The organism is Gemmatirosa kalamazoonensis (assembly GCF_000522985.1).
Classification (GTDB): Bacteria; Gemmatimonadota; Gemmatimonadetes; order Gemmatimonadales; family Gemmatimonadaceae; genus Gemmatirosa; species Gemmatirosa kalamazoonensis.
On the sequence record NZ_CP007128.1, the window covers coordinates 966,598 to 985,456 of the forward strand.

The 18,859-nt window shown below is 74.5% G+C and carries 15 protein-coding genes; 6 read left to right on the plus strand and 9 right to left on the minus strand.

Annotation, left to right across the window (positions count from 1 at the left end; genetic code table 11):
- Window positions 1–10 precede the first annotated feature (10 nt).
- Window positions 11–1,534, minus strand: a complete 1,524-nt coding sequence (locus tag J421_RS04260; RefSeq protein ID WP_025409930.1) for a polysaccharide biosynthesis protein — start codon at window positions 1,532–1,534, stop codon at window positions 11–13.
- 3 nt (window positions 1,535–1,537) lie between these two features.
- On the opposite strand from J421_RS04260, the gene J421_RS04265 reads away from it, so the two are divergent.
- Window positions 1,538–2,914, plus strand: coding sequence for an O-antigen ligase family protein (locus J421_RS04265; protein WP_025409931.1), 1,377 nt, complete (start codon window positions 1,538–1,540; stop codon window positions 2,912–2,914).
- On the opposite strand, the gene J421_RS33830 is transcribed toward J421_RS04265, so the two are convergent.
- The 6 genes from J421_RS33830 to J421_RS04295 form a co-directional block, all read right to left on the minus strand.
- Window positions 2,847–3,605 carry an acyltransferase gene (locus tag J421_RS33830; protein ID WP_025409932.1) on the minus strand — a complete coding sequence of 253 codons (759 nt, stop codon included), beginning with the start codon at window positions 3,603–3,605 and terminating at the stop codon, window positions 2,847–2,849. The genes J421_RS04265 and J421_RS33830 overlap by 68 nt on opposite strands.
- Window positions 3,602–4,756: a glycosyltransferase family 4 protein gene (locus tag J421_RS04275; RefSeq protein ID WP_025409933.1), complete on the minus strand. Its 1,155-nt coding sequence runs from the start codon at window positions 4,754–4,756 to the stop codon at window positions 3,602–3,604. Before J421_RS04275 ends, J421_RS33830 begins: the two co-directional genes overlap by 4 nt.
- A gap of 13 nt (window positions 4,757–4,769) precedes the next feature.
- On the minus strand, window positions 4,770–5,819 hold the full coding sequence (locus J421_RS04280; protein WP_025409934.1) for a hypothetical protein: 1,050 nt from the start codon (window positions 5,817–5,819) through the stop codon (window positions 4,770–4,772).
- Window positions 5,816–8,446: an SLBB domain-containing protein gene (locus tag J421_RS04285; RefSeq protein ID WP_025409935.1), complete on the minus strand. Its 2,631-nt coding sequence runs from the start codon at window positions 8,444–8,446 to the stop codon at window positions 5,816–5,818. The genes J421_RS04280 and J421_RS04285 overlap by 4 nt, the downstream gene beginning before the upstream one ends.
- A 255-nt stretch (window positions 8,447–8,701) precedes the next feature.
- A complete protein-coding gene (locus J421_RS04290; RefSeq protein ID WP_025409936.1) occupies window positions 8,702–9,664 on the minus strand; it encodes a ring-cleaving dioxygenase in 963 nt (320 codons plus the stop codon).
- 36 nt (window positions 9,665–9,700) lie between these two features.
- The gene (locus tag J421_RS04295; protein WP_025409937.1) at window positions 9,701–10,261 is read right to left on the minus strand and encodes a YceI family protein; all 561 of its coding nucleotides are present in this window, start codon (window positions 10,259–10,261) and stop codon (window positions 9,701–9,703) included.
- 142 nt (window positions 10,262–10,403) lie between these two features.
- Here J421_RS04295 and J421_RS04300 point away from each other — a divergent pair, with 142 nt between their 5' ends.
- A complete protein-coding gene (locus J421_RS04300) occupies window positions 10,404–11,000 on the plus strand; it encodes a hypothetical protein (RefSeq protein ID WP_025409938.1) in 597 nt (198 codons plus the stop codon).
- Window positions 11,001–11,168: 168 nt separating this feature from the next.
- Here J421_RS04300 and J421_RS04305 read toward each other — a convergent pair whose 3' ends face one another.
- The gene (locus tag J421_RS04305; RefSeq protein WP_025409939.1) at window positions 11,169–12,185 is read right to left on the minus strand and encodes a Gfo/Idh/MocA family protein; all 1,017 of its coding nucleotides are present in this window, start codon (window positions 12,183–12,185) and stop codon (window positions 11,169–11,171) included.
- A 46-nt stretch (window positions 12,186–12,231) separates the two neighbouring features.
- On the opposite strand from J421_RS04305, the gene J421_RS04310 reads away from it, so the two are divergent.
- From J421_RS04310 to J421_RS04325, 4 genes are read left to right on the plus strand one after another with little or no spacing between them, the layout of a single operon-like run.
- Window positions 12,232–13,164, plus strand: a complete 933-nt coding sequence (locus J421_RS04310) for a glycosyltransferase (RefSeq protein ID WP_025409940.1) — start codon at window positions 12,232–12,234, stop codon at window positions 13,162–13,164.
- 4 nt (window positions 13,165–13,168) lie between these two features.
- The gene (locus tag J421_RS04315) at window positions 13,169–13,948 is read left to right on the plus strand and encodes a sulfotransferase (protein ID WP_025409941.1); all 780 of its coding nucleotides are present in this window, start codon (window positions 13,169–13,171) and stop codon (window positions 13,946–13,948) included.
- 2 nt (window positions 13,949–13,950) lie between these two features.
- Window positions 13,951–15,084, plus strand: a complete 1,134-nt coding sequence (locus J421_RS04320) for a Gfo/Idh/MocA family protein (protein WP_025409942.1) — start codon at window positions 13,951–13,953, stop codon at window positions 15,082–15,084.
- A 1-nt stretch (window position 15,085) separates the two neighbouring features.
- Window positions 15,086–16,156, plus strand: coding sequence for a hypothetical protein (locus tag J421_RS04325; protein WP_025409943.1), 1,071 nt, complete (start codon window positions 15,086–15,088; stop codon window positions 16,154–16,156).
- On the opposite strand, the gene J421_RS04330 is transcribed toward J421_RS04325, so the two are convergent.
- A complete protein-coding gene (locus J421_RS04330; protein ID WP_025409944.1) occupies window positions 16,104–18,791 on the minus strand; it encodes a protein kinase domain-containing protein in 2,688 nt (895 codons plus the stop codon). The genes J421_RS04325 and J421_RS04330 overlap by 53 nt on opposite strands.
- Between the last annotated feature and the right edge of the window lie 68 nt (window positions 18,792–18,859).

The following is an 18,859-nucleotide window of genomic DNA, read 5'->3' on the forward strand; positions in this document are numbered from 1 at the left end:
TCGCCCGTCCTCATCGCCAGCCGTGTTCGCGCGCGGCGCGCGCCGCGAGCAGCGTCGGCACCGCGGCGAGCAGCACGTACACGAGCGTGCGCGTCTCCCACCGCGCCGACGTCGCGAGCGCGACGAGCAGCGCGGCACCCTGCGCGGCCGCGACGAGCGCGAAGCGTGCGCTTCGCGATCGGATCGGTGCGGGCACCGCGCGGCGCACGAACAGGACGCCGATGCCCCACGTCGTCGTCGCGGCGCCGCTGGCCGCCGCCGCGACGCCCCACAGCGGCGTCCCCGCGGCGAGGCACGCGCCGCACGCCGCGAGCACGAGCGCGAGCCCCACGAGCTCCAGCGCGAGCTGGCGCCGGACCATGCCATACGACTGCAGCGTCCCGACGAGCACGACGTGCACCGCGACGGCGAACGGTGCGCCGAACGCCAGCGCCCGCACGATCGGCAGCGCGGGGACGTACGCCGGGAGCAGGCGCGCGACGAGCGCCTCGAACGCCGGCACGAGCGCGAGCGCGGCGCCGGCGACCGTCGCCACGACGTCGTGGTAGCCGTCGAGGAACGCCGCACGCGCCGACGCCACACGCCGCGCCGCGTGCGACAGCGCGACCCGCGACAGCGCCTGCGTCGCCGCGCTCGCCGCCACCATCACGCTCGACGCGAAGCCGTAGTGCGCGAACCGCGCGACCGGCACGCTCGCGCTCACCACGATCCGGTCCGCGAACAGCGCGACCCCCGCGGCGAGGTTCGCGCCGAGCACGGGCAGGCCGTCGCGCAGAAGCGTTCGCATACGGATCTCGGTGCCGTTCGTTTGAACCGCAGAGGACGCAGAGGACGCAGAGGAAACCAAGAGTGAATTGGCTCTCCTCTGCGTCCTCTGCGTCCTCTGCGGTTCACCGCCGAGCACACGCATCACGCGCCACGCCCCGAGCACCGCCGCGACGCCCCACGACGCCGCGTACGCGCCGAGCACCTCGGCGAGCGTCGGCGTGCGGAGCGCGAGCGCCGCGGGCACGAACAACGCCGGCGGCAGCGCGGCGACGAGCCCCGCGCCCCGGAAGTCACCCGCCGTCTGCAGCGCGTACGCCGCGAGCGTCGCGAGGTTGGTTCCCGCCGCACACGCCGCGAGCCCGATGGCGAACGCGCGCATCGTCGGCGGAAGCCACGGCGCCGCCGCGAGCGCCGCGGCGAGCAGCGCGCCCTGCCAGGCGAGCAGCCACCGCGCCACGATGCGCCACTCGCCGCCGATCTCGCTCGGTGCGCGTCCGGCCCACCGCAGGAACGCACCGTCCGCGAGGCCGACGTGCAGCGCGCCGACGTACGCCGCGTACACGAGGAACACGCGCCACGCGCCGAACGACGCGACGTCGAGCCGGCGCGGGATCACGAACACCTGCACCGCGCCTAACGCGACGGCCACCGCCACCGCCGCACCGTACCGCACCGCGTCGCGCCCTGCGGCCGACGCGCGCGGCTTCGACGCCCGGACGTACGACGCTCGCGCGGTCGGCCGCGCCGTCGCTATCTTCGCGCTCACGCCATGTCTCCCACCGTCGTCCTCGTCCTCGCGGTCGTCGCGTTGCCGCTCCTCGCGACCGGGGCCGTCGTGTGGCGACGCGCGCTGCTCCTGTCGCTGCCGTTCCTCGCGATCCTGAACGGCCTCGCGCTTCCGGTCGGCGCGTCGTCGCTGCGGCTCGACCAGCTCGCGGCGTGTGCGCTCGTCGTGCCGCTCGCCGCGTCGCTGCTCACCGGCGCGCGCACGCCGCGCACCGATCCCGTCGTGTGGTGGCTCGCCGCGATCCTCGTCGCGAACGTCGCGTCGAGCGTGCTCCACTCGCCCACGCTCGGGTACAGCCTCCGCCAGTGCGGCAACCTCGCGTCGGTGTGGGTGATGTACCTGCTGCTCGTGCAGTTCCTCGACACGCGCGCGGATCTCGACGCGTTCCTGCGTCGCTCGCTGTGGGCCGCGGCGCTCGCCGGCGTGCTCGGCGTCGGAGCGTATCTGCTCGCCGTCGCGGGCCTCCCCGTCGGCGGCGCGGAGGTGAGCCGGTCGGCGGTGGAGCATCTCACGAACGCGTACGGCGCGTTCGGCACGATGGTCGAGCCGAACATCCTCGGCTCGTTCTCCGGGGCGTGGCTCGTGGTCGCCGCGTCGCTGCTCGCCGTGTCGCATCGCGCGCCGGACGTGCCCACTCGTTTGCTGCGGCTCGTGAGCGCTGCCACCGCGGCGGCGCTCGTCTTCTCGTTCACCCGGGCGGCGTGGCTCGGCGCGCTCGTCGGCGGCGGCGTGTTCGCTCTCGGCGCGCGGCGCACGTTGGGCGTACGCGTGCGCGCGGCACGCCGGCATGCGGCGCGGGTCGCGATCCCCGTCGCCGCGTTAGCCGTCGTCGTCGCCGCGCTGTGGGCGTTGCCGAGCGGCGCGGGCGCGCTGTTCCGCTTCAAGCTGCTCAACCTCGTCAACCTCGAGTCGCCGACCGCGACGCTGCGGCTGGTCACCTACGGCCTCGCGCTGCAGCAGACCGCCGACCACGCGATCGTCGGATGGGGCACGTTCACGTTCGCGCCGCTCGTCGCGCAGGGGAGCGACTTCCAGCAGTTCGAGAACTGGAAGAATCTGTGGATCGGCAACTGGCTCCTCCTCGCGCTGCACGACACGGGTGTCGTCGGCGCGGCGCTGTGGATCGGGATGCTGTGGACCGCGCTTCGCCGCGGCGTGCGCGCCGCCCGCGTCGCGCGCGACACCGACCCCGCGCTCGCCGCGCGCACGCTCGCGCTCACCGCGGCCGTCGCCAGCCTGCTCGTCCCGTTCCTCGCGACCACCGGCTTCTCGTTAGGCTGGCCATGGCTTCTCATGGGCCTCCTCGGCGCGCACGTCCGGCTCGCGGAAGACTCGCGACGTCCGGCCGACGTGCCCTGACGACGCGCGCCGGCACCCCCGCCACCACCGAGTACGGCGGCACGTCGCGCGTCACCACCGCGCCCGCGGCGACCACGCTTCCCTCGCCCACCGACACGCCGGCGAGCACCGTTGCCCCAGCGCCTAACCAGCAGTCGCGCCCGATCGTCACCGCCGCGCGCCGCACGCCCTGCGCGCGGATCGGCCGGTCCACGTCGTCGGTGCGGTGGTTCTCGGAGAAGATCCGCACGCCCGGCCCCATGATGACGTCGTCGCCGATCGTGATCCCCCCCTGCGCGCCGAGGAACGCGCCCGCGCCGACCGCCACGCGGTCGCCGAGCGTCATCCCCTCGCCGAGCTCCGCGAGCACGCCGGTGCACGTGAGCGTCGCCCGCCGCGCGACCGTGACGTTGCGGCCTAACGCGATCCCGCCGCGCGACAGCGCATCGACGCACGCGCCGTCCTCGAGGATGAGCCCCGGCCCGGCGCGGAGCTGGTGTGCGTGGGCGACGACGACCCACCGCCCACGGAATACGGTGCCGCGCACACCCGCCGCGCGCAGCCGCAGCGGCAGCCCGCGCGCGACCTGCCACCCGCGCCGCCACAGCACCTCGGCGAGCTGACGGTCGGAGAGCGGCGTCGCGATCCGGTACGACGGGTCGCGCTTGAGCCGCGCGACCACGCGCTCGACGAGCGATTGGAGGCGGCTCATGCGACGGGTCCGCGGGCGCGCGGCGCCGCGGCCGCGGCGTGGACCGAGTCGAGCAGTTGCCGCGCCGAGCGCTCCCACGTGAACGCGGCGGCGCGCGCGAGCCCCGCGTCGCGCATCGCCGCGGCGCGCCGCTCGTCGAGCGCGATCGCGTCGATCGCCGCGGCGATGGCCGCGTCGTCGGTCGGGTTCACGAGCGTCGCAGCGCCGCCGCACGTCTCGGCCAGCGCCGGCACGTTCGACACGATCACCGGCGCGCCCGCGGCCATCGCCTCGAGCGGCGTGAGCCCGAATCCCTCGTCGAGCGACGGGCAGCAGAACACCGTCGCCGTCGCGTACAGCACGCGCAGCGTCTCGTCGTCCACCGCGCCGACGAGCGACACGCGGTCGGCGACGCCGGCGCGCGCCGCGGCGTCGGCGAGATCCTCGCCCGTGCCGTCGGACGCGCCGGCCACGACGAGCCGCAGGTCGCGCGCGCGCAGTCGCGCCATCCCGCGCACGAGCGACGCCACGTTCTTGCGCGCGCTCACCCGCCCCGCGTACAGCACGAACCGCTCGTGCAGCCCGAGCGCGAGCCACACGCGCGCGATCGCGGCGGGCGACAGCCGCTCGCGCGGCACGAACGCGGCGTCGACCGCGTTGGGCACGACGTCCACGCGCTCCGGCGTCGCGTAGCCGAGCGTGACGAGGCGAGCGCGTTCGCTCGCCGACACCGTGCATACGCGGTCGGCGCCGGCCGTGAGGCGACGGAGCGGCGCGAAGTACAGCCGCTCGCTCCACGTGAACAGATCCGGCCGCGTCTCGAAGATCGCGTCGTGCACGAACGCCACGCGCGCATGGCGTGCCGCGCGCGCCGGCGGCACGAAGTTCTGGTAGACCACCGCGTCGAGCCGCAGCGCGTCGGCCGCCCACGGCACCACGCACACGTTCGACACGCCGTTGTTCCCCGCCCACACGTAGTGCCGTCGCTCCGGCGGCACGAGCTCCGCGCCGGCGCTCGGCGCGCGCTCGCCGCGCGACCGGCCGTCGAGGAAGAGGTGCAGCTCGTCCTCGGGGCCGGTGACGGCGGTCAGCGCGGTCACGAGGTTGCGCACGACCCGCCTGCCGCTCGGCGGTCCGCGGTGCAGCCACTTCGCCTCGACGCCGATCCGCACGCGTCGCCCGCGCTCAGGCGCGTCGCCGCTCGCCGACGAGCGCGACGCCGGCCGCGGCGACGAGCCCCACGACGAACGCGCCCAACGCGATCGCCGCCGTGTGCCGCGGGCGCGCCTCCACGAGCCCCTCCGGCGCGTCGAGCACCGTCACGACCGGCGTGTTGCGCACCGCCTCGATGCTCGCCACCTCGTAGCGCTGCGCGATCGTCGTGTAGATCTGCTGCGCGAGCGACACGCGCCGCTCCAGCTCCGTCTCGCGCGCGGCGAGACGCGGCGACCTGGAGAAGTCGATGTTCCCCGTCCGGAACTCGGCGAGCGCCGACTCCGCGGCGCGCAGCGTGTCGAGCGCGGCCCCCGCGCGGCGCGCGTCGAACTCGCGCTCGGCGCCCGCCTGCGTCTGCCGCCGCCGCAGGTTGAACTCGTTTACGAGATCGAGCAGCCGGCGGGCGAGCAGCGCCGAGAGCTGCCGGTTGCGCGTCCGCACCTCGAGGCGCACGACACCGGTCGGCCGGTCGACGGTGACGGTGAGGATCTTCTTCGCGAGCCCGCGCATCGCCTCCAGCTCGCGGTCCGTCTCCGTCTTTCCGCCGGGATCGAGGTAGTCGAGCAGCGTGCCGCGGAACGCGCGGCCGCCGTGCTCACCCGGCGCGCTCGCGTCGTAGCGCGTGACGACCGCCTCGTGCAGCAGCGCGTTCGAGGTCAGCAGGTCGCCGTAGAACTGCGCCGACAGGCTCGCCGACCCCGAGGCCGCCGCGGCGAGCGCCGGGATGCCGAGCTGCGAGGCCACCGCGCCTAACGAGCCGAGCGCGGAGCTTCCCGGCGACGGCTCCGACGCGAGGAACGCGGCGTGCGCGGCGTACAGTCGCGGGCGCATCATCGAAAGCGCGCCGGCGACGAGCGCGAGCGCGGCGGGCACCACGGCGAGCAGCCGCCACCGGCGCCGCAGCGCGTCGAGGTACGGGCCGAGCGCGTCGGGGTCGGGCGGAGCCTGGCGCGGCGGCAGCGCCGGGGGCGTGTACCGCACCGGCGCCGCGCCTAACGATGCCCGCTCGCTTGGCGTCATCGACGCAGCACCACGGCGATCGTCGTCAGGGCGCCGAGGATCTGCGCGAGCACGGCGAGCTTCTGCACCGACTCCACGCTGTGGTCCGCCGGGTCGCGCTCCGTCACGTACACCACGCTCCCCGGCTTCGGCGTCGGCACCACGTCGGGCATCATCCGCCGCGCGACCGCGCTCTCCACTGCGCCGTCCGGCTGCGTCACGTACGCGCGCCGCATCTCGCCGGTCCGCGTCGTGCCGCCGGCGGCGCGCACGTAGTAGTCGAGCGACTTGCCCGGCACCCACGCCACCGCCCGCGGCGCGTTCACCGCGCCCTGCACTTCCACCACGCCGCTGTACGCCGGCAGGTGCACCGAGTCGCCGTCCTGCAGCAACAGGTTGTCGCGATAGTGCGCGTCGCGCAGCACGCTCGGCAGGTCGACGCCGATGCGACCCACGTTCCCATGTGCGCGGTAGAACACGATGCCGCCCGCGTACGCCGTCTTCGTCGGCCCGCCGGCGCGCTGCAGCAGATCGCTCAGCCGCTCGTCCTTCGCCAGCAGCGTGTAGGTGCCGGGGAACCGCACCTCGCCCGTGAGCGTCACGCGCCGCGCGCGCTCCGCCGCGCCGTCGGGCTGCGCGAACACGAGCACGTTCGCGTACGGCTCCAGTGCGACCTCCGGCGCCGCGCGCGGCCCGGCCTGTCCGTCGTTCTGCGCGCCGCGGTCGGCGACGAGCAGGTACGTCGAGTCGAGCGGCACGCGTCGCGCGACGGCGAGGCGCGCGCTGCCGTCCGCCGGGGGCGTCGCGATCTCGGCCTCGCCGAGGTACGCGCGGCGGTCGAGCCCTCCCGCGACGAGCACGAGGTCGCGCAGCGTCATCCCCTCGCGGTACGCGTACCGCCCGGGACGCCGCACCGCGCCAGTGATGGCGACGAACGTCGCCGGTCGCATGTCGCCCACCGCGAACACGCGCACCTCGTCGTCGTCCTGGAGCACGACGTCCTCGCTCGTCGCGCCGCTCGCGTCCTTGAACGCGGTGCGCAGCTGCACGCGCGACGAGTCGGCGGGGCGCAGTCGCGACACGAGCACCTGCCCGAGATACGCGTCGGGCTTCAGCCCACCGGCCATGCGCACCGCGTCCGCGAGCTTCATCCCCGGCGTGAACCCCACCATGCCGGGGCTCCACACGTCGCCCTTCACCGTCACGCGCCGCGCGACGCGGTCGCTCACCGGGAAGACGCGCAGGACGTCCCCATCCTCGAGTGGGAAGGCTGGAACTCGGGACTCGGGACTCGGGACTCGGGACTCGGGAACCGCTCCCTCCCGAGTCCCGAGTCCCGAGTCCCGAGTCCCGACGCTCGCTACGTCGATCACCACGCGCCCCGCGTCGCCGCCGGCGCGCTCGTTAGGCGGCAGGATGCGCGACACCTGCACGCGACGGCGCACCGCGGCAGCCGTGAAACCGCCGGCGGCGCGCATCACGTCGGCCATCGTCTCGCCGGGGCGCAGCTCGTAGGTCGCCGGGCGCACGATCTCGCCGTGCACGCGCACGCGCGCGCCGTGCACCGGCACGAACACCACGTCGCCCGACTGCAGCCGCGGGTCGTGCGAGCCGTCGGCGCGCAGCAGGTAGTCATAGAGATCCAGCGTGTCCACGATGCGCCCGCCGCGCCGCACCTCGACGCGCCGCAGGCTGCCGTTCTCCGTCGGGCCGCCGGCCGCGTACAGCGCGGTGAGTGCCGTGCCCGCGCTCGACACGCGATAGCTCCCCGGCTCCGCGACGTCGCCGAGGACGTAGATCTGGTTCGTGTGCAGCCGCGCGACGTTGATCGAGAAGCGCGTCGTCGCGCCCGGACCGCGCCGCAGCCCGGAGTACAGTCGCCCGAGCCGCTGGTACAGCACGTCGTCGAGCTGCGCGAGCGTGAGGTTCGCCACCGGCAGCTCGCCCACGCCGGGAATGACGACGAATCCCTCGCGCGTGACGTCGAGCGTGAACGCGCGCTCGGTGTCGCCGGTGATGAGCAGCACGAGGCGGTCGCCGGGGCCCAGGCGGTAGTTCGCGTCCACCGGACCGGCGAGGTTCGGATCGAACTGCGTCGTCGCGCCGGCGAACACGTTGAGCCCGAAGATGGCCATGCCGCTGTCGACGACCGTCCGCGCACCCGGGCGGCGACGCGCCGGCGTTAGGCGGGGCAGCGTGTCGTCGGCGAGCGAGTCCCGTGCGTCGACGAGCGAGTCCAGGCGGTTCGCGTCGCGCGGATCGCGCGCGAGGCGGCGCCGACGGAGCGCGCTGCGCAGCGAGTCGCGTCCGGCGAGCGTGTCGGTCGAATCGGCGAGGCCGAGCGCGGCGACGGCGTCCAGCACGTCGTCGCTCGGCAGGCCGCCCGCGACGCTGTCTCGCGCGGAGCGCGGCGCGCGGAGATACGTGTCGAGCAGATCCTCGGGGTAGCCGGAGGCGCGGAGCCGCGCGCGGATCTGGTCGGGCGTCAGACCGCTGCCCGAGATCTCCTGGCGCAGCTGCGCGGCGAGGTCGGGGCGCGACTCGAGCACTCGGCGCGCCTGGTCCGGCGTCGGGAGCTGCTGCGCGCGGAGCGCCGGCGCGGCCGCGAGCAGCACGGCGGCGGCGGCGAGACGCCGGAATGACGACATCCTTCGGTGGGGCGCGGGCGGGAGTGGAGAGGCGACTCCCCCTCACGTCGCGCCCGGGCCCGACTTTATTCCTTTCGTGCCTCGCGCGGCGGCGCGGAGAACGCGAAGACATTGAACCGCAGAGGACGCAGAGGCCGCAGAGGAGAACCGATTGGTGTTGGTTTCCTCTGCGGCCCTCTGCGTCCTCTGCGGTTCATTCACACAGCAAAGGCAGTTCTCCGCGTCCTCCGCGGCTCCGCGTGAGGAAGCCGTCCCTCAGTCCCCTGCCGTCCCCGCGCGCAGGTGCGGCAGCGTGATCGGCGGCAGGCGTCGCTCGATCTCCTCGCGGTGCGCCTCGAGGAACGGCGGCAGCACGAGGTGCTCGCCGAGCGTCGCCGGGTTCTCGTCGATGCCGAAGCCCGGGCCGTCGGTCGCGATCTCGAACAGCGCGCCGCCCGGCTCCTTGAAGTACACCGACTTGAACCAGAACCGGTCGATCACCTGCGTCGGGTGCGCGCCGGCGCCGAACACCTGCTCCTGGGCCGCGCGCTCCGCCGCGTCGTCGGGCACGCGCCACGCCACGTGGTGCACGCTGCCCACCCCCCACGTGCCGCGCCGCTCGCTCGGCTGCGCCTGCAGGTCGATCACGCGCCCCGACCCACCGCCGGCCACGGCGTACCGCTCCCAGCCGCCCTCCTCCGCGATCTTCGTCAGCCCCATGCCCGTGGTGAGGAAGTTCACCGTCGGCTCGAGGTCGCGCTCCACGATGCGCACCGAGTGCAGCCCGCGGATCTGATGCGCCTCGGCGACCGGGCTGTCCGCCCACGGGGTGAACTCGCGTGGGTCGGCCGTCTCCACGAGCGAGACGATGAGCCCATGCGGATCCTCGAACGTGAGCGTCGCCTCGCCGAAGCGCACCGAGCGCTCCGCCGTCACGCCATGCGCCTGCAGCCGATCGGCCCAGAAGCCTAACGCGCCGGCCGGCACGGCGAGCGACACCTCGTTCGTCAGCCCCGTGCCGCGGCGGCCGCGGGGCATGTTCTTCCACGGGAAGAACGTGAGGTCGCTGCCGGGATGTCCCTCGGCGTCGGCGTAGAACAGGTGGTACGTGCCCGGATCGTCCTGATTGACGCTCCGCTTCACGAGGCGCATGCCGAGGAGCCCGACGTAGAAATCGATGTTCTCCTGGGCGTCGCCCGAGATGCACGTGACGTGGTGCAGTCCGGTGATCGTGGACATGGCTCCTCGCTTCGAAAAGGTCGTCGATGCTTCTCGTTAGGCACGCACCGCCTGCACGTCCAGCCGGATCTTCACGTCGTTGCCCACGAGCACACCGCCCGTCTCGAGCGCGGCGTTCCAGGTGAGGCCGAAGTCGCGGCGGTCGATCTTGCCCTCGGCGCTGAAGCTCACGCGCTCGCCGCCCCACGGGTCGCGGCCGCGCCCCTCGTACGTCGCATCGAGCGCGACCTCGCGCGTCGTGCCGCGAACCGTGAGGTCGCCGACGACGCGGAAGCTAGCGCCTTCCTCGGCGCGCGCACCCTCGATGCGGCGGCTCCGGAACGTGATCGTCGGGAACTGCTCGGCGTCGAAGAAGTCGGCCGACTTGAGGTGCGCGTCGCGCTGCTCGGCGCCGGTCTCGATGCTCGCCGTGTCGAGCTCGACCTCGGCCGACGACGCACCCGGGTTCTGCGCATCGATCACGAGCGTGCCGCGCACGCCGGCGACCCGGCCGCGCACGGTCGTGAGCATCATGTGCTTCACCGCGAACTCGATCGTGCTGTGCGTCGCGTCGATCGACCAGGTGCTGACGGCGGTGTCCTGAAGCGTGGTGGTCATCTTGGGGGGTCTCCGTTGGTCTGGGTGACTCGAATCTCAGAAGTAAATTAATGTGACAACACGTATATGCAAGGCCCCCCGTTGCTGCCGCATGCCCCACCCCGCATCATGTCGCTCTCCCGATCGCTCCGGTGACGCGGCCATGCCCCCTCTCGCGCCCTCGATCCTCCCCTGCCGGCTCTTCCTCGCCCTGCCGGCCGCCGCGCTCCTGTCCGGCAGCGTGCGCAGCGCGCAGCCCGGCTCGACCGCCGCAGCGGAGGCCGCCTACGCACGCGCCGTCGCCGTCATCGCCGACAGCGCGATCCGGCAGCTCGACGTGCTCCCCGAGCGCACCCAGCTCCGCGTCCAGACCGCGTTCCTCGAGCCCGGCCGCGCGGCTGCCGTCCCGTTCGGTCAGCTCGCTCGCCTCGGCGCCTCGGCGTTCGACGTCGCCGACTCGATGACCGACCGGTTCGGGGGCATCGCGCCGCCGGCCGACCTCGCGCGGCTGCACGCCGAGCTCATCGCCTCGCTGCGCGACGCGCGGGAGGCCATCGCGCACATGGTGTCCGCGGCCGACGCCTGCTCCGGCGACCCGGCGTCGCTCCAGCGGTGCCAGGTGCCGTTCACCGCCGCGTCGGGCGCGCTCGGCCGGGCGCAGCGGCGCTACCTCGACGTCCGCCGGCGGCTCGGCCATCAGGTGACCGATACCGGCACCATCCTCCCCGCGTTCGCGTCCGCGGGCCCCGGAAAACAGTGAGGGCCGCCAGCGATTGCCGGCGACCCAGGACTGTCTTCTCTCGATCCAACGTAGCTCTAGCTCTGTCCTCCGCTACCGCTGCTTCACCGGCTACATCGCCCGCTGCTTCGGCTCCGCTTGGCTCTTCACGGGGGCCTCGCGGCCCGCACATCGGATGAAGAGCATCGATCATGCCGGGTGGCCGCCGCGACGTCGGAATCCGACGTCGCGGATCGCCGCCGCGGCGATCGCGACCGCCGCCCGGCCGTCCTCCAGCGTGGCGAGCGAGTCCGCGTCCTCGCCGGCGACGGCCGCGGCGAACGCCTCCCACATGCCGGCGTAGGACCGCGCGTAGTCGCTGCCGCCACCGGCGACCTGCCGCAGCACCGCCGGCAGCGCGGCGGCCGATCGCGCCGCTGCCGCGAGCCGCGCGCGCACCCGGCTGCCCCGCCCCACCGATCGCACTCGCAGCCCGTCGGGGTCGTACGGCGACACGACGAGCACCCCGCGGTCGCCGAGCAGTTCCAGCTCGTGCAGCGGTGCCGACCGCTCGCCGAGCATCACGATCGCCTGCACGCCGCGCGAGAGTTGCGCCGAGACGCTCGTCGTCGCGCCGTCCGCCGACGTCTGCGCGACGACCGACTCGACGTCCGCGTGCGCGAGCCATCGCCACAGATCGAAGTGATGGCTGCCGAGGTCGAACACCGCGTCCCCGCGCAGATCGACGTCGGTGACGAACGCGCCACGGATCGCGCGCAGGGTGCCTAACCGTCCCTCGTCGACGAGCGCGCGCGCGCGTCGGAGCAGCCGGTGGTGCCGGAGGTTGAACCCCACGGCCACGACACGTGGCGCATCGCCGCGCGCCGCCGCGAGCGTATCGCACTCGGCGACGGTGCGCGCGAGCGGCTTCTCGACGAGGACGTGCTTTCCCGCGGCGAGCGCCTCGCGCGCGAGGTCGACGTGCGACTCCGGCTGCGTGCACACCGCCACCGCGTCGACGTCGACGCGCGCGAGCACCTCGCCCAGCGACGCCTCGATGCGCGCGACGCCGAACGCGCGGCTGAGCGCCGCGGCGCGCTCGGGGTGCCGGTCGGCGAGCGCCACGACGTGGACGCCCGGCACGCGCCGCAGTGCGGGCAGGTGCAGCCTCGCGGTGGCGCGTCCGCAGCCGACGACGGCGAGGCGCAGCGGTGCACGTTCGGACATGGGCCGCGGATCTTGCCCGCCCGCGCACCGCGCCGCAACGTGAGCCGTGCCATCCACCCCCCACGCCGCGCCGCGCGAGCTCACCTTCGCGGTGATCGTCCCGACGTACCGCCGCCCGGCGCAGCTCGCGCGCTGCCTGCGCGCGCTCGAGGCGCAGCGGTTCCCGCGCGACCGGTTCGAGGTCGTCGTCGTCGTGGACGGCGAGGGCGAGCCGCCGGAGGGGTGCGGCCCAGCGCGCGTGATCCGGCAGGCGAACGCGGGACCGGGCGCGGCGCGCAACCGCGGCGCCGCGGCGACGAGCGCCGACTTCCTCGCGTTCGTCGACGACGACTGCGTGCCGGATCCCGGCTGGCTCGCCGCGCTGGCCGAGCGCGCGGCCGCGGACCCGGAGTGCGGCGTCGGCGGCGCGGTCGTGAACGCGCTCGACGCGAACCCGTACGCGGCGGCGAGTCAGCTCATCGTCGATCTCGCGTACGCGCATCACAACGTGGATCCCGCGCGCGCCACGTTCTTCGCGTCGAACAATCTCGCGTTCCCCGCCGCCGCGTTCCGCGCGCTCGGCGGCTTCGATGCCGCGTTCCGCACCGCGTCGGAGGACCGTGACCTCTGCGCGCGATGGCTGGAGTCGGGCCGGCGCCTGACGTTCGTGCCCGAGGCGACGGTCGCGCACATGCACGACCTCACGCTCGGCGGCTTCGCGCGGCAGCACTTCGCGTACGGCCGCGGGGCGTGGCGCTTCCACGCGGAGTCGCGGCGGCGGGGGCGCGGCCGGCTCGCGCGCGACCTCGCGTTCCACCGCGGCTTCCTCGCCGCGGCGCGCCGCCGTCTGCACCACGCGCCGCCGTCGCGCCGGGTGACGCTCGCCGCTCTGCTCGCGCTGTGGCAGGGCGCGAACGCGCTGGGGTTCGCGTACGAGGCGCTGCGCGACCGGGCGGCGCGTCCGCTCGCCCGCCGGGTGCGGCCCGCGGTCGCGGGGTGAGCCGGTGACCGCGACGCGCGAGCGCCCGCCGTTCCTGTTCGTCTGCGGCGCACCCGGCACGGGGAACACGTTCCTGTTCCTCAGCCTCGTGGAGGACGAGCGCGTCTACGGCATCGACGAGGACGCGTTCGGCTCGACGCTGGAGCGGCTGGTGCGGAGCGAGCGCGAGTTCGGCCGGTGCCCGCACGGCGTCGCGGCGTTCGCGGCGTTCCTGCACGCGCTGCGCGCGGACCGCGACACGCTGGTGCTGAAGACGCCGAACAACCTGCACGCGCTCGGCCTGCTGCGCCGACATCTGCCTAACGAGGTCGCCGCGGTGTGCATGGTGCGCGAGCCGCGCGCCGCGATCGTGAGCGGCATCGAGCGACACCGGCGGCCGCCGCGCGAGGTGGCCGAGCTGTGGGCGCGCGACATGCGCCTGCTGCTCGCGCCCGAGAACGCCGACGTCGTGGTCGCGCGCTACGAGCAGCTCGTGACCGATCCCGACGCGCTGCTGGACACGATCGCGCGGCGCATGCCGATCGCACCCGCGGTGCGCGCGTACGCGCGGCGCATGCGCGACCCCGCGCGCGCCGACGCCGCGCGGTGGCGTCGCCGAGTCGAGCCCGACGTCGCGCGCGAGATCGACGCGAGCGTGATCGCGCTCGGGCTCGACGCGCTGCACGCGGACGTCGTGCGCCGCGCCGACGCGGACGGCGCCTGGGAGGCACCGCCCGCGCCGCGAACGCGCCTGCTCGCGCCCGCGCGGCGGCTGCTGTACCGCGCCTGGTACCGCTGGAGCTGAGCGTGCGCGTCGCGTTCGTCGGATGCGGGTACGTGGCGGACTTCTACGCGCGGACCATGGCGCGGTATCCCGCGCTGCGCCTCGCGTGCGTGACCGATCGCGACGCCGAGCGCGCGCGCCGGCTCGCCGCGGTGTACGGCACGCGGTGCGTGCCGTCGCTCGACGACGTGCTCGGCGACCCGACGATCGAGCTGGTGGTGAACCTCACGAATCCGTCGAGCCACGCCGAGGTGTCCCGCGCCGCGCTCGGCGCGGGGAAGCACGTGTACTCCGAGAAGCCGCTCGCGCTCTCGCTCGACGACGCCGCGTCGCTCGCGCGATGCGCCGAGGCGCGCGGGCTGGTGCTCGCCGCCGCGCCGTGCACGCTGCTCGGCGCGAACGCGCAGACGATGTGGCGTGCGCTGCGCTCCGGGACGATCGGCCGGCCGCGGCTCGTCTACGCGGAGCTCGACGACGGGCCGGTGCACCTCATGAACTACCGTGCGTGGCGCACCGCGTCGGGCGTGTCGTGGCCGTGGCGCGACGAGTTCCAGTCGGGGTCCGCGCTGGAGCACGCGGCGTATCATCTGAGCTGGCTCGTGGCGTTCTTCGGCCCCGCGACGCGCGTGTCGGCGTTCGCGTCGATGCTCGTGCCGGACAAGGGGACCGACGCGCCGCTCGTCGACGCGGCGCCCGACTTCACCGTGGCGTGCGTGGAGTTCGCGAGCGGCGTCGTGGCGCGGCTCACGTGCGGCATCTACGCGCCGCGCGACCGCTCCGTGACCGTCGTGGGCGACGGCGGCGTGCTGAGGACGGCGGACTGCTGGAACGAGCGGTCGCCGGTGCACCTCACGCGCCGCACGCGGCTGTTCGAGCGCGTGGAGCGGCGCCCGCTCGCCGTACGCGCGCTGCGCCGCCGCGTGCCGCTCGCGCGTCCGCCGGGCATCTCGTTAGGCGGCCGCGACCCGATCGACTTCGCGCGCGGGCTCGCGGAGGCCGCGTCGGCGATTCGCGACGGGCGGCCGTGCCGGCTCGGCGCCGACCTCGCGGTGCACGTCACCGAGACCGTGCTCGCGCTGCGCACCCCGTCGCCGGCGCCGCGCGCGCTGCGCACGACCTGCCGCCCGGTGGCGCCGATGCCATGGGCGGAGAGCTGACGTGCGCGTCGCGTACGTCACGGCGGCGGTCCAGCCATCGGTGGACGTCGCACCGCTCCCCTGGGTGTGGCACCACGATGCGCTCGCCGCGCGCGGGATCGACATCGTGCACGTCGACGCGGCGTCGCCGGACGCGTTCGGCCGCGCGTACGACGCGATGATCCTGCACGTGTGGCTCGACTGGAAGAACCCGCGCCGCTTCGTGCCGTCGCGGATCCTGCCGGTGATGGAGGCGTACGCGGCGTACCGCGCGCGCTTCCCGGAGACCGTGCAGATCGTGCTGAACCACACCGACATGAGCCGGCGCCCGTACGCGACGCCGTACTGGCGTCCCGGCGACCCGGTGCTGTACCGCACGCCGGCGTACGACCGCGCGGAGCTCGCGCCGTTCCCGGCCGAGTCGATCCACGCGTACGAGAAGGTGTGGGGCGCGCCGCGCTTCGTTGACGGCGCGCGACCGCGAGGAGGACTCGGCGTCCGGCGACGCGCGCGGGTCCTGCTCGGCAACCTTGGGACGGCGTCGGAGCTCGCGCGCGCCGCCGGCGCGGCGTTAGGCGGCCGCACGTACGCCGCGGGATTCGTCGGCCAGCCGACGGGGCCCCGGGGCTACCGCGAGCGGGTGGCGCGCGAGACGGCGCGCGTCGGCGTGGGGCTGTGCGTGCGCGGGCACTTCCTCGACGCGGCGTCGCACGACGCGCTCATGGCGCGGTGCCGCATCATCGTCTGTCCGCGCGGGTGGGGGGAGCAGAGCGCGCGGCACTGGGACGCGTGGCGCTCGGGCAAGCCGGTGCTCACCGATCGCGACTGCGACGCGGTGGAGATGATCCCCGGCTGCCGGCTGCGCGCGGGCGTGCACTACCTCGTGTACGACGACCCGCGCGACATCCCCGACCTCGTCACCGACTGGACGCGGCCGTCGCGGCGCGACGACCTCGACGCGATCGCCGCCGCGGGGCGGGCCGCGGCGGAGGACTACGATGCGCTGGGCCGCATCGAGCGCTTCCTGCGCGTCGTGGTGCCTAACGCCGCTCCCAGCGCGCGAAGAGCTGCTGGAACGCCGGGTCGTTCCTGACGCCGGCGAGCATCGGCTCCGTGCGCAGCCACGCGACGGACGCCCACGACGGACGCGCGAGCGCGCTGTCGAAGTACACCGCCGACTTCCGGGCGTCGCCGAGCATGGCGTAGACGGTGCCGAAGTTCGAGAGCGGGCCGACGCCCTCGAGCGCGTCCTTGCTCGGCGGCTGGAGCTCCTCCCCGCGCGACGCCGCGCGCACCGCGGCATCGGCGTGCCCGAGCCCCGCCTCAGCGACGGCGAGCGACTGGTAGATCCACGACTGATCCGGCTGATCGTCGCGCAGCCGCTCGAGGCGCACGCGCGCGGAGTCGAGCTGCACGCGCGCCGCGGGGAGACGCTGGAGCTGCCAGAGCATCGTCCCCTTCTCGAGGTGGTAGAGCGCGGTGTCCAGGCCGTACGCGCCCGGGCGGAGCTTCGCGAGGAACTCGTCCAGGTTCGGGTGGCGGATGACGCGCGTCAGCTCCACCATCGGCGGCCGCCAGGCGTTAGGCGGCACGCGCTCCTCAGCGGTGCGCAGGATGTCGCGCGCCGCGGCGACGTCGCCGCGCTCGTTCAGGACGAGCCGCATGCGCTGCGTGTACGCCTCGAGGAAATCGGGCGCCAGCGCCGTCGCGTGCTCGAGGTGCTTGCGCGCCTCCGCGTACTGACGGATGAACAGCAGCGTCTCGCCGAGGTTGAACCACGCGCGCGCCGAGTTCGGGTCGAGCTCCGCGGAGCGACGGTAGCTCTCGATCGCCTCGCGGAACTTCCCCTGCCGGCGGCTCACGTTCCCGAGCTGCAGGAACACCTCGGCGTCGCTCGGCTGGAGCTGGCCGGCGCGCGTGAACTCCTGGATCGCGCGCTCGTAGTCCTGCCGTCCCCAGTAGTAGTACAGGCCGAGCGCGATGTGCCCCTCGGCGAGGTTGGGGTCGAGCGCGAGCGCGCGGTCGGCGGCCTGCTTCGCCGCGAGCAGCCGCGCCTCGCCGGGGCCGATGCGCAGCCGGTGGATCCACGCGTGCGTGCGCGCGAGCTTCGCCTGCGCGAGCGCGAACGTGGGGTCGGTGTCGACCGCCTTCTGGTAGAAGTCGAGCGCCGAGAGCACGTCGGCGCGCGACCAGCTCCGGTTGTACGCCGCGTTGCCGCGCACGAGGTACTCGAACGCCTCGGCGCTGCGCGTCTGGCGCGAGGTGAGCCGCCGCTGCTCGTCGCCGACGAGCACGATGTCGAGCGCCTCGGCGACGTTCGCCGCGAGCTGCGAGTGGATCCGCGTCGCGCTCCCCGACGGCACGTCGAAGCTGAACGTCTTCACCAGCTCGTCGTCGGCGGCGCGCACGAGCCGCGCGCTCAGGTGCACGCTGTCGTTCGCGCCGAGCCACCGCACCGTCCCCTCGACGAGGTACCCGACGTCCAGCTCGCGCGCGATGTCGCGGTGCGAGAGCTGGCTGTCGCGGTACTTCTTCGTGCTGGAGTACGCGATCACGCGCAGCCCCGAGATCCCCGCCAGCTCGTCGGTGATCGCCTCCGCGGTGCCGTCGGCGAGCTGCGGGTCGGCGGTGGCCCCGTCGCCGCGGAACGGCAGCACGGCGATGCGCGGGCTCTCGCCGGCCGCGGGCGCGTCGTGCCGGAGCTGCCGCGCGGCAAGGAAGCCGGCGACGCCGAGCACCGCCGCGGCGACGACGGCGAGCACCGGCCGACGCCACGCGGGCGCCGGGCGCGCGGCGGACGCGGAAGGCGTATCGGTGGCGACGGGCAGCTGGAGCGGCGTGGCGTACGTCACGCCTCCCGCGACCCCGGCCCGCACCGCGTCGAGGAACGCCCCGATCGACGGGAAGCGATCGGCCGGCACCTTCGCGAGCGCGCGCTGGATCGCCTGGTCGACCCCCATCGGCACGCCGGGGCGCAGGATGCACACCGACGGCACCGGCGCCTGGAAGTGGCGCGCCATGATCGCGTGCGGCGTCGGCCCCATGAACGGCGGCTCGCCGGCGAGCAGCTCGTAGAGCACGCACGCCAGGCTGTACTGGTCCGCCGCGCCGTCGATGCGCCGCGTCTCGCCCCACTGCTCGGGGCTCATGTACGCGCTGGTGCCGACGGCGAGCCCGGTCGCGGTGAGACGCGCCTCGTTGCTCTCGTCGACCGCGCGCGCGACGCCGAAGTCGCAGACGAGCGCGTGGCCGCGCGAGATGAGGAGGTTCTCGGGCTTGATGTCGCGGTGGACGAGCCCCTGCTCGTGGGCATAGGCGAGCGCCTCCCCGGCCTCGACCACGAACCGGACCGCCTCCTCGAGCGGGAGCTGGCCGCGCCGGACGAGGAGCTGGCGGAGCGACTCCCCCTCGACGAACGGCATGACGTAGAACAGGCGGCCGTCGGCGTCCCCGGCGTCGTAGATGGGGACGATGTTCGGGTGGTTCAGCCGGCCGACGTGCTCGATCTCGCGCCGGAAGCGCTCGATGCCGGTGTCGAACGAGAGCTCCTGGCGCAGGAGCTTCACCGCGACGGTGCGTCCCTGCTCGCGGTCCTCGGCCAGGTACACGGTCGCCATCCCGCCACGACCGAGCTCGCGCTGCACGACGTAGCGCCCCTTCAGCGCCGCGCGGAGCGCGTCCCCCGAGTTCAGTAGGTCCGCAGCGGCCTGCGGATCGTTCTGCTCCATGCGCCTCCAGGCCGTACCACGTCTCGTTACGTGCTGAAGCTTACGGCGCCGTCATGATGCGGGCAAAC

Coding starts and splice junctions, on each gene's coding strand:
- J421_RS04295 (WP_025409937.1), bottom strand. CDS start 10,261: ATGACCACCACGCTTCAGGACACCGCCGTCAGCACCTGGTCGATCGAC.
- J421_RS04265 (WP_025409931.1), top strand. CDS start 1,538: ATGTCTCCCACCGTCGTCCTCGTCCTCGCGGTCGTCGCGTTGCCGCTC.
- J421_RS04290 (WP_025409936.1), bottom strand. CDS start 9,664: ATGTCCACGATCACCGGACTGCACCACGTCACGTGCATCTCGGGCGAC.
- J421_RS04300 (WP_025409938.1), top strand. CDS start 10,404: ATGCCCCCTCTCGCGCCCTCGATCCTCCCCTGCCGGCTCTTCCTCGCC.
- J421_RS33830 (WP_025409932.1), bottom strand. CDS start 3,605: ATGAGCCGCCTCCAATCGCTCGTCGAGCGCGTGGTCGCGCGGCTCAAG.
- J421_RS04280 (WP_025409934.1), bottom strand. CDS start 5,819: ATGACGCCAAGCGAGCGGGCATCGTTAGGCGCGGCGCCGGTGCGGTAC.
- J421_RS04285 (WP_025409935.1), bottom strand. CDS start 8,446: ATGTCGTCATTCCGGCGTCTCGCCGCCGCCGCCGTGCTGCTCGCGGCC.
- J421_RS04330 (WP_025409944.1), bottom strand. CDS start 18,791: ATGGAGCAGAACGATCCGCAGGCCGCTGCGGACCTACTGAACTCGGGG.
- J421_RS04305 (WP_025409939.1), bottom strand. CDS start 12,185: ATGTCCGAACGTGCACCGCTGCGCCTCGCCGTCGTCGGCTGCGGACGC.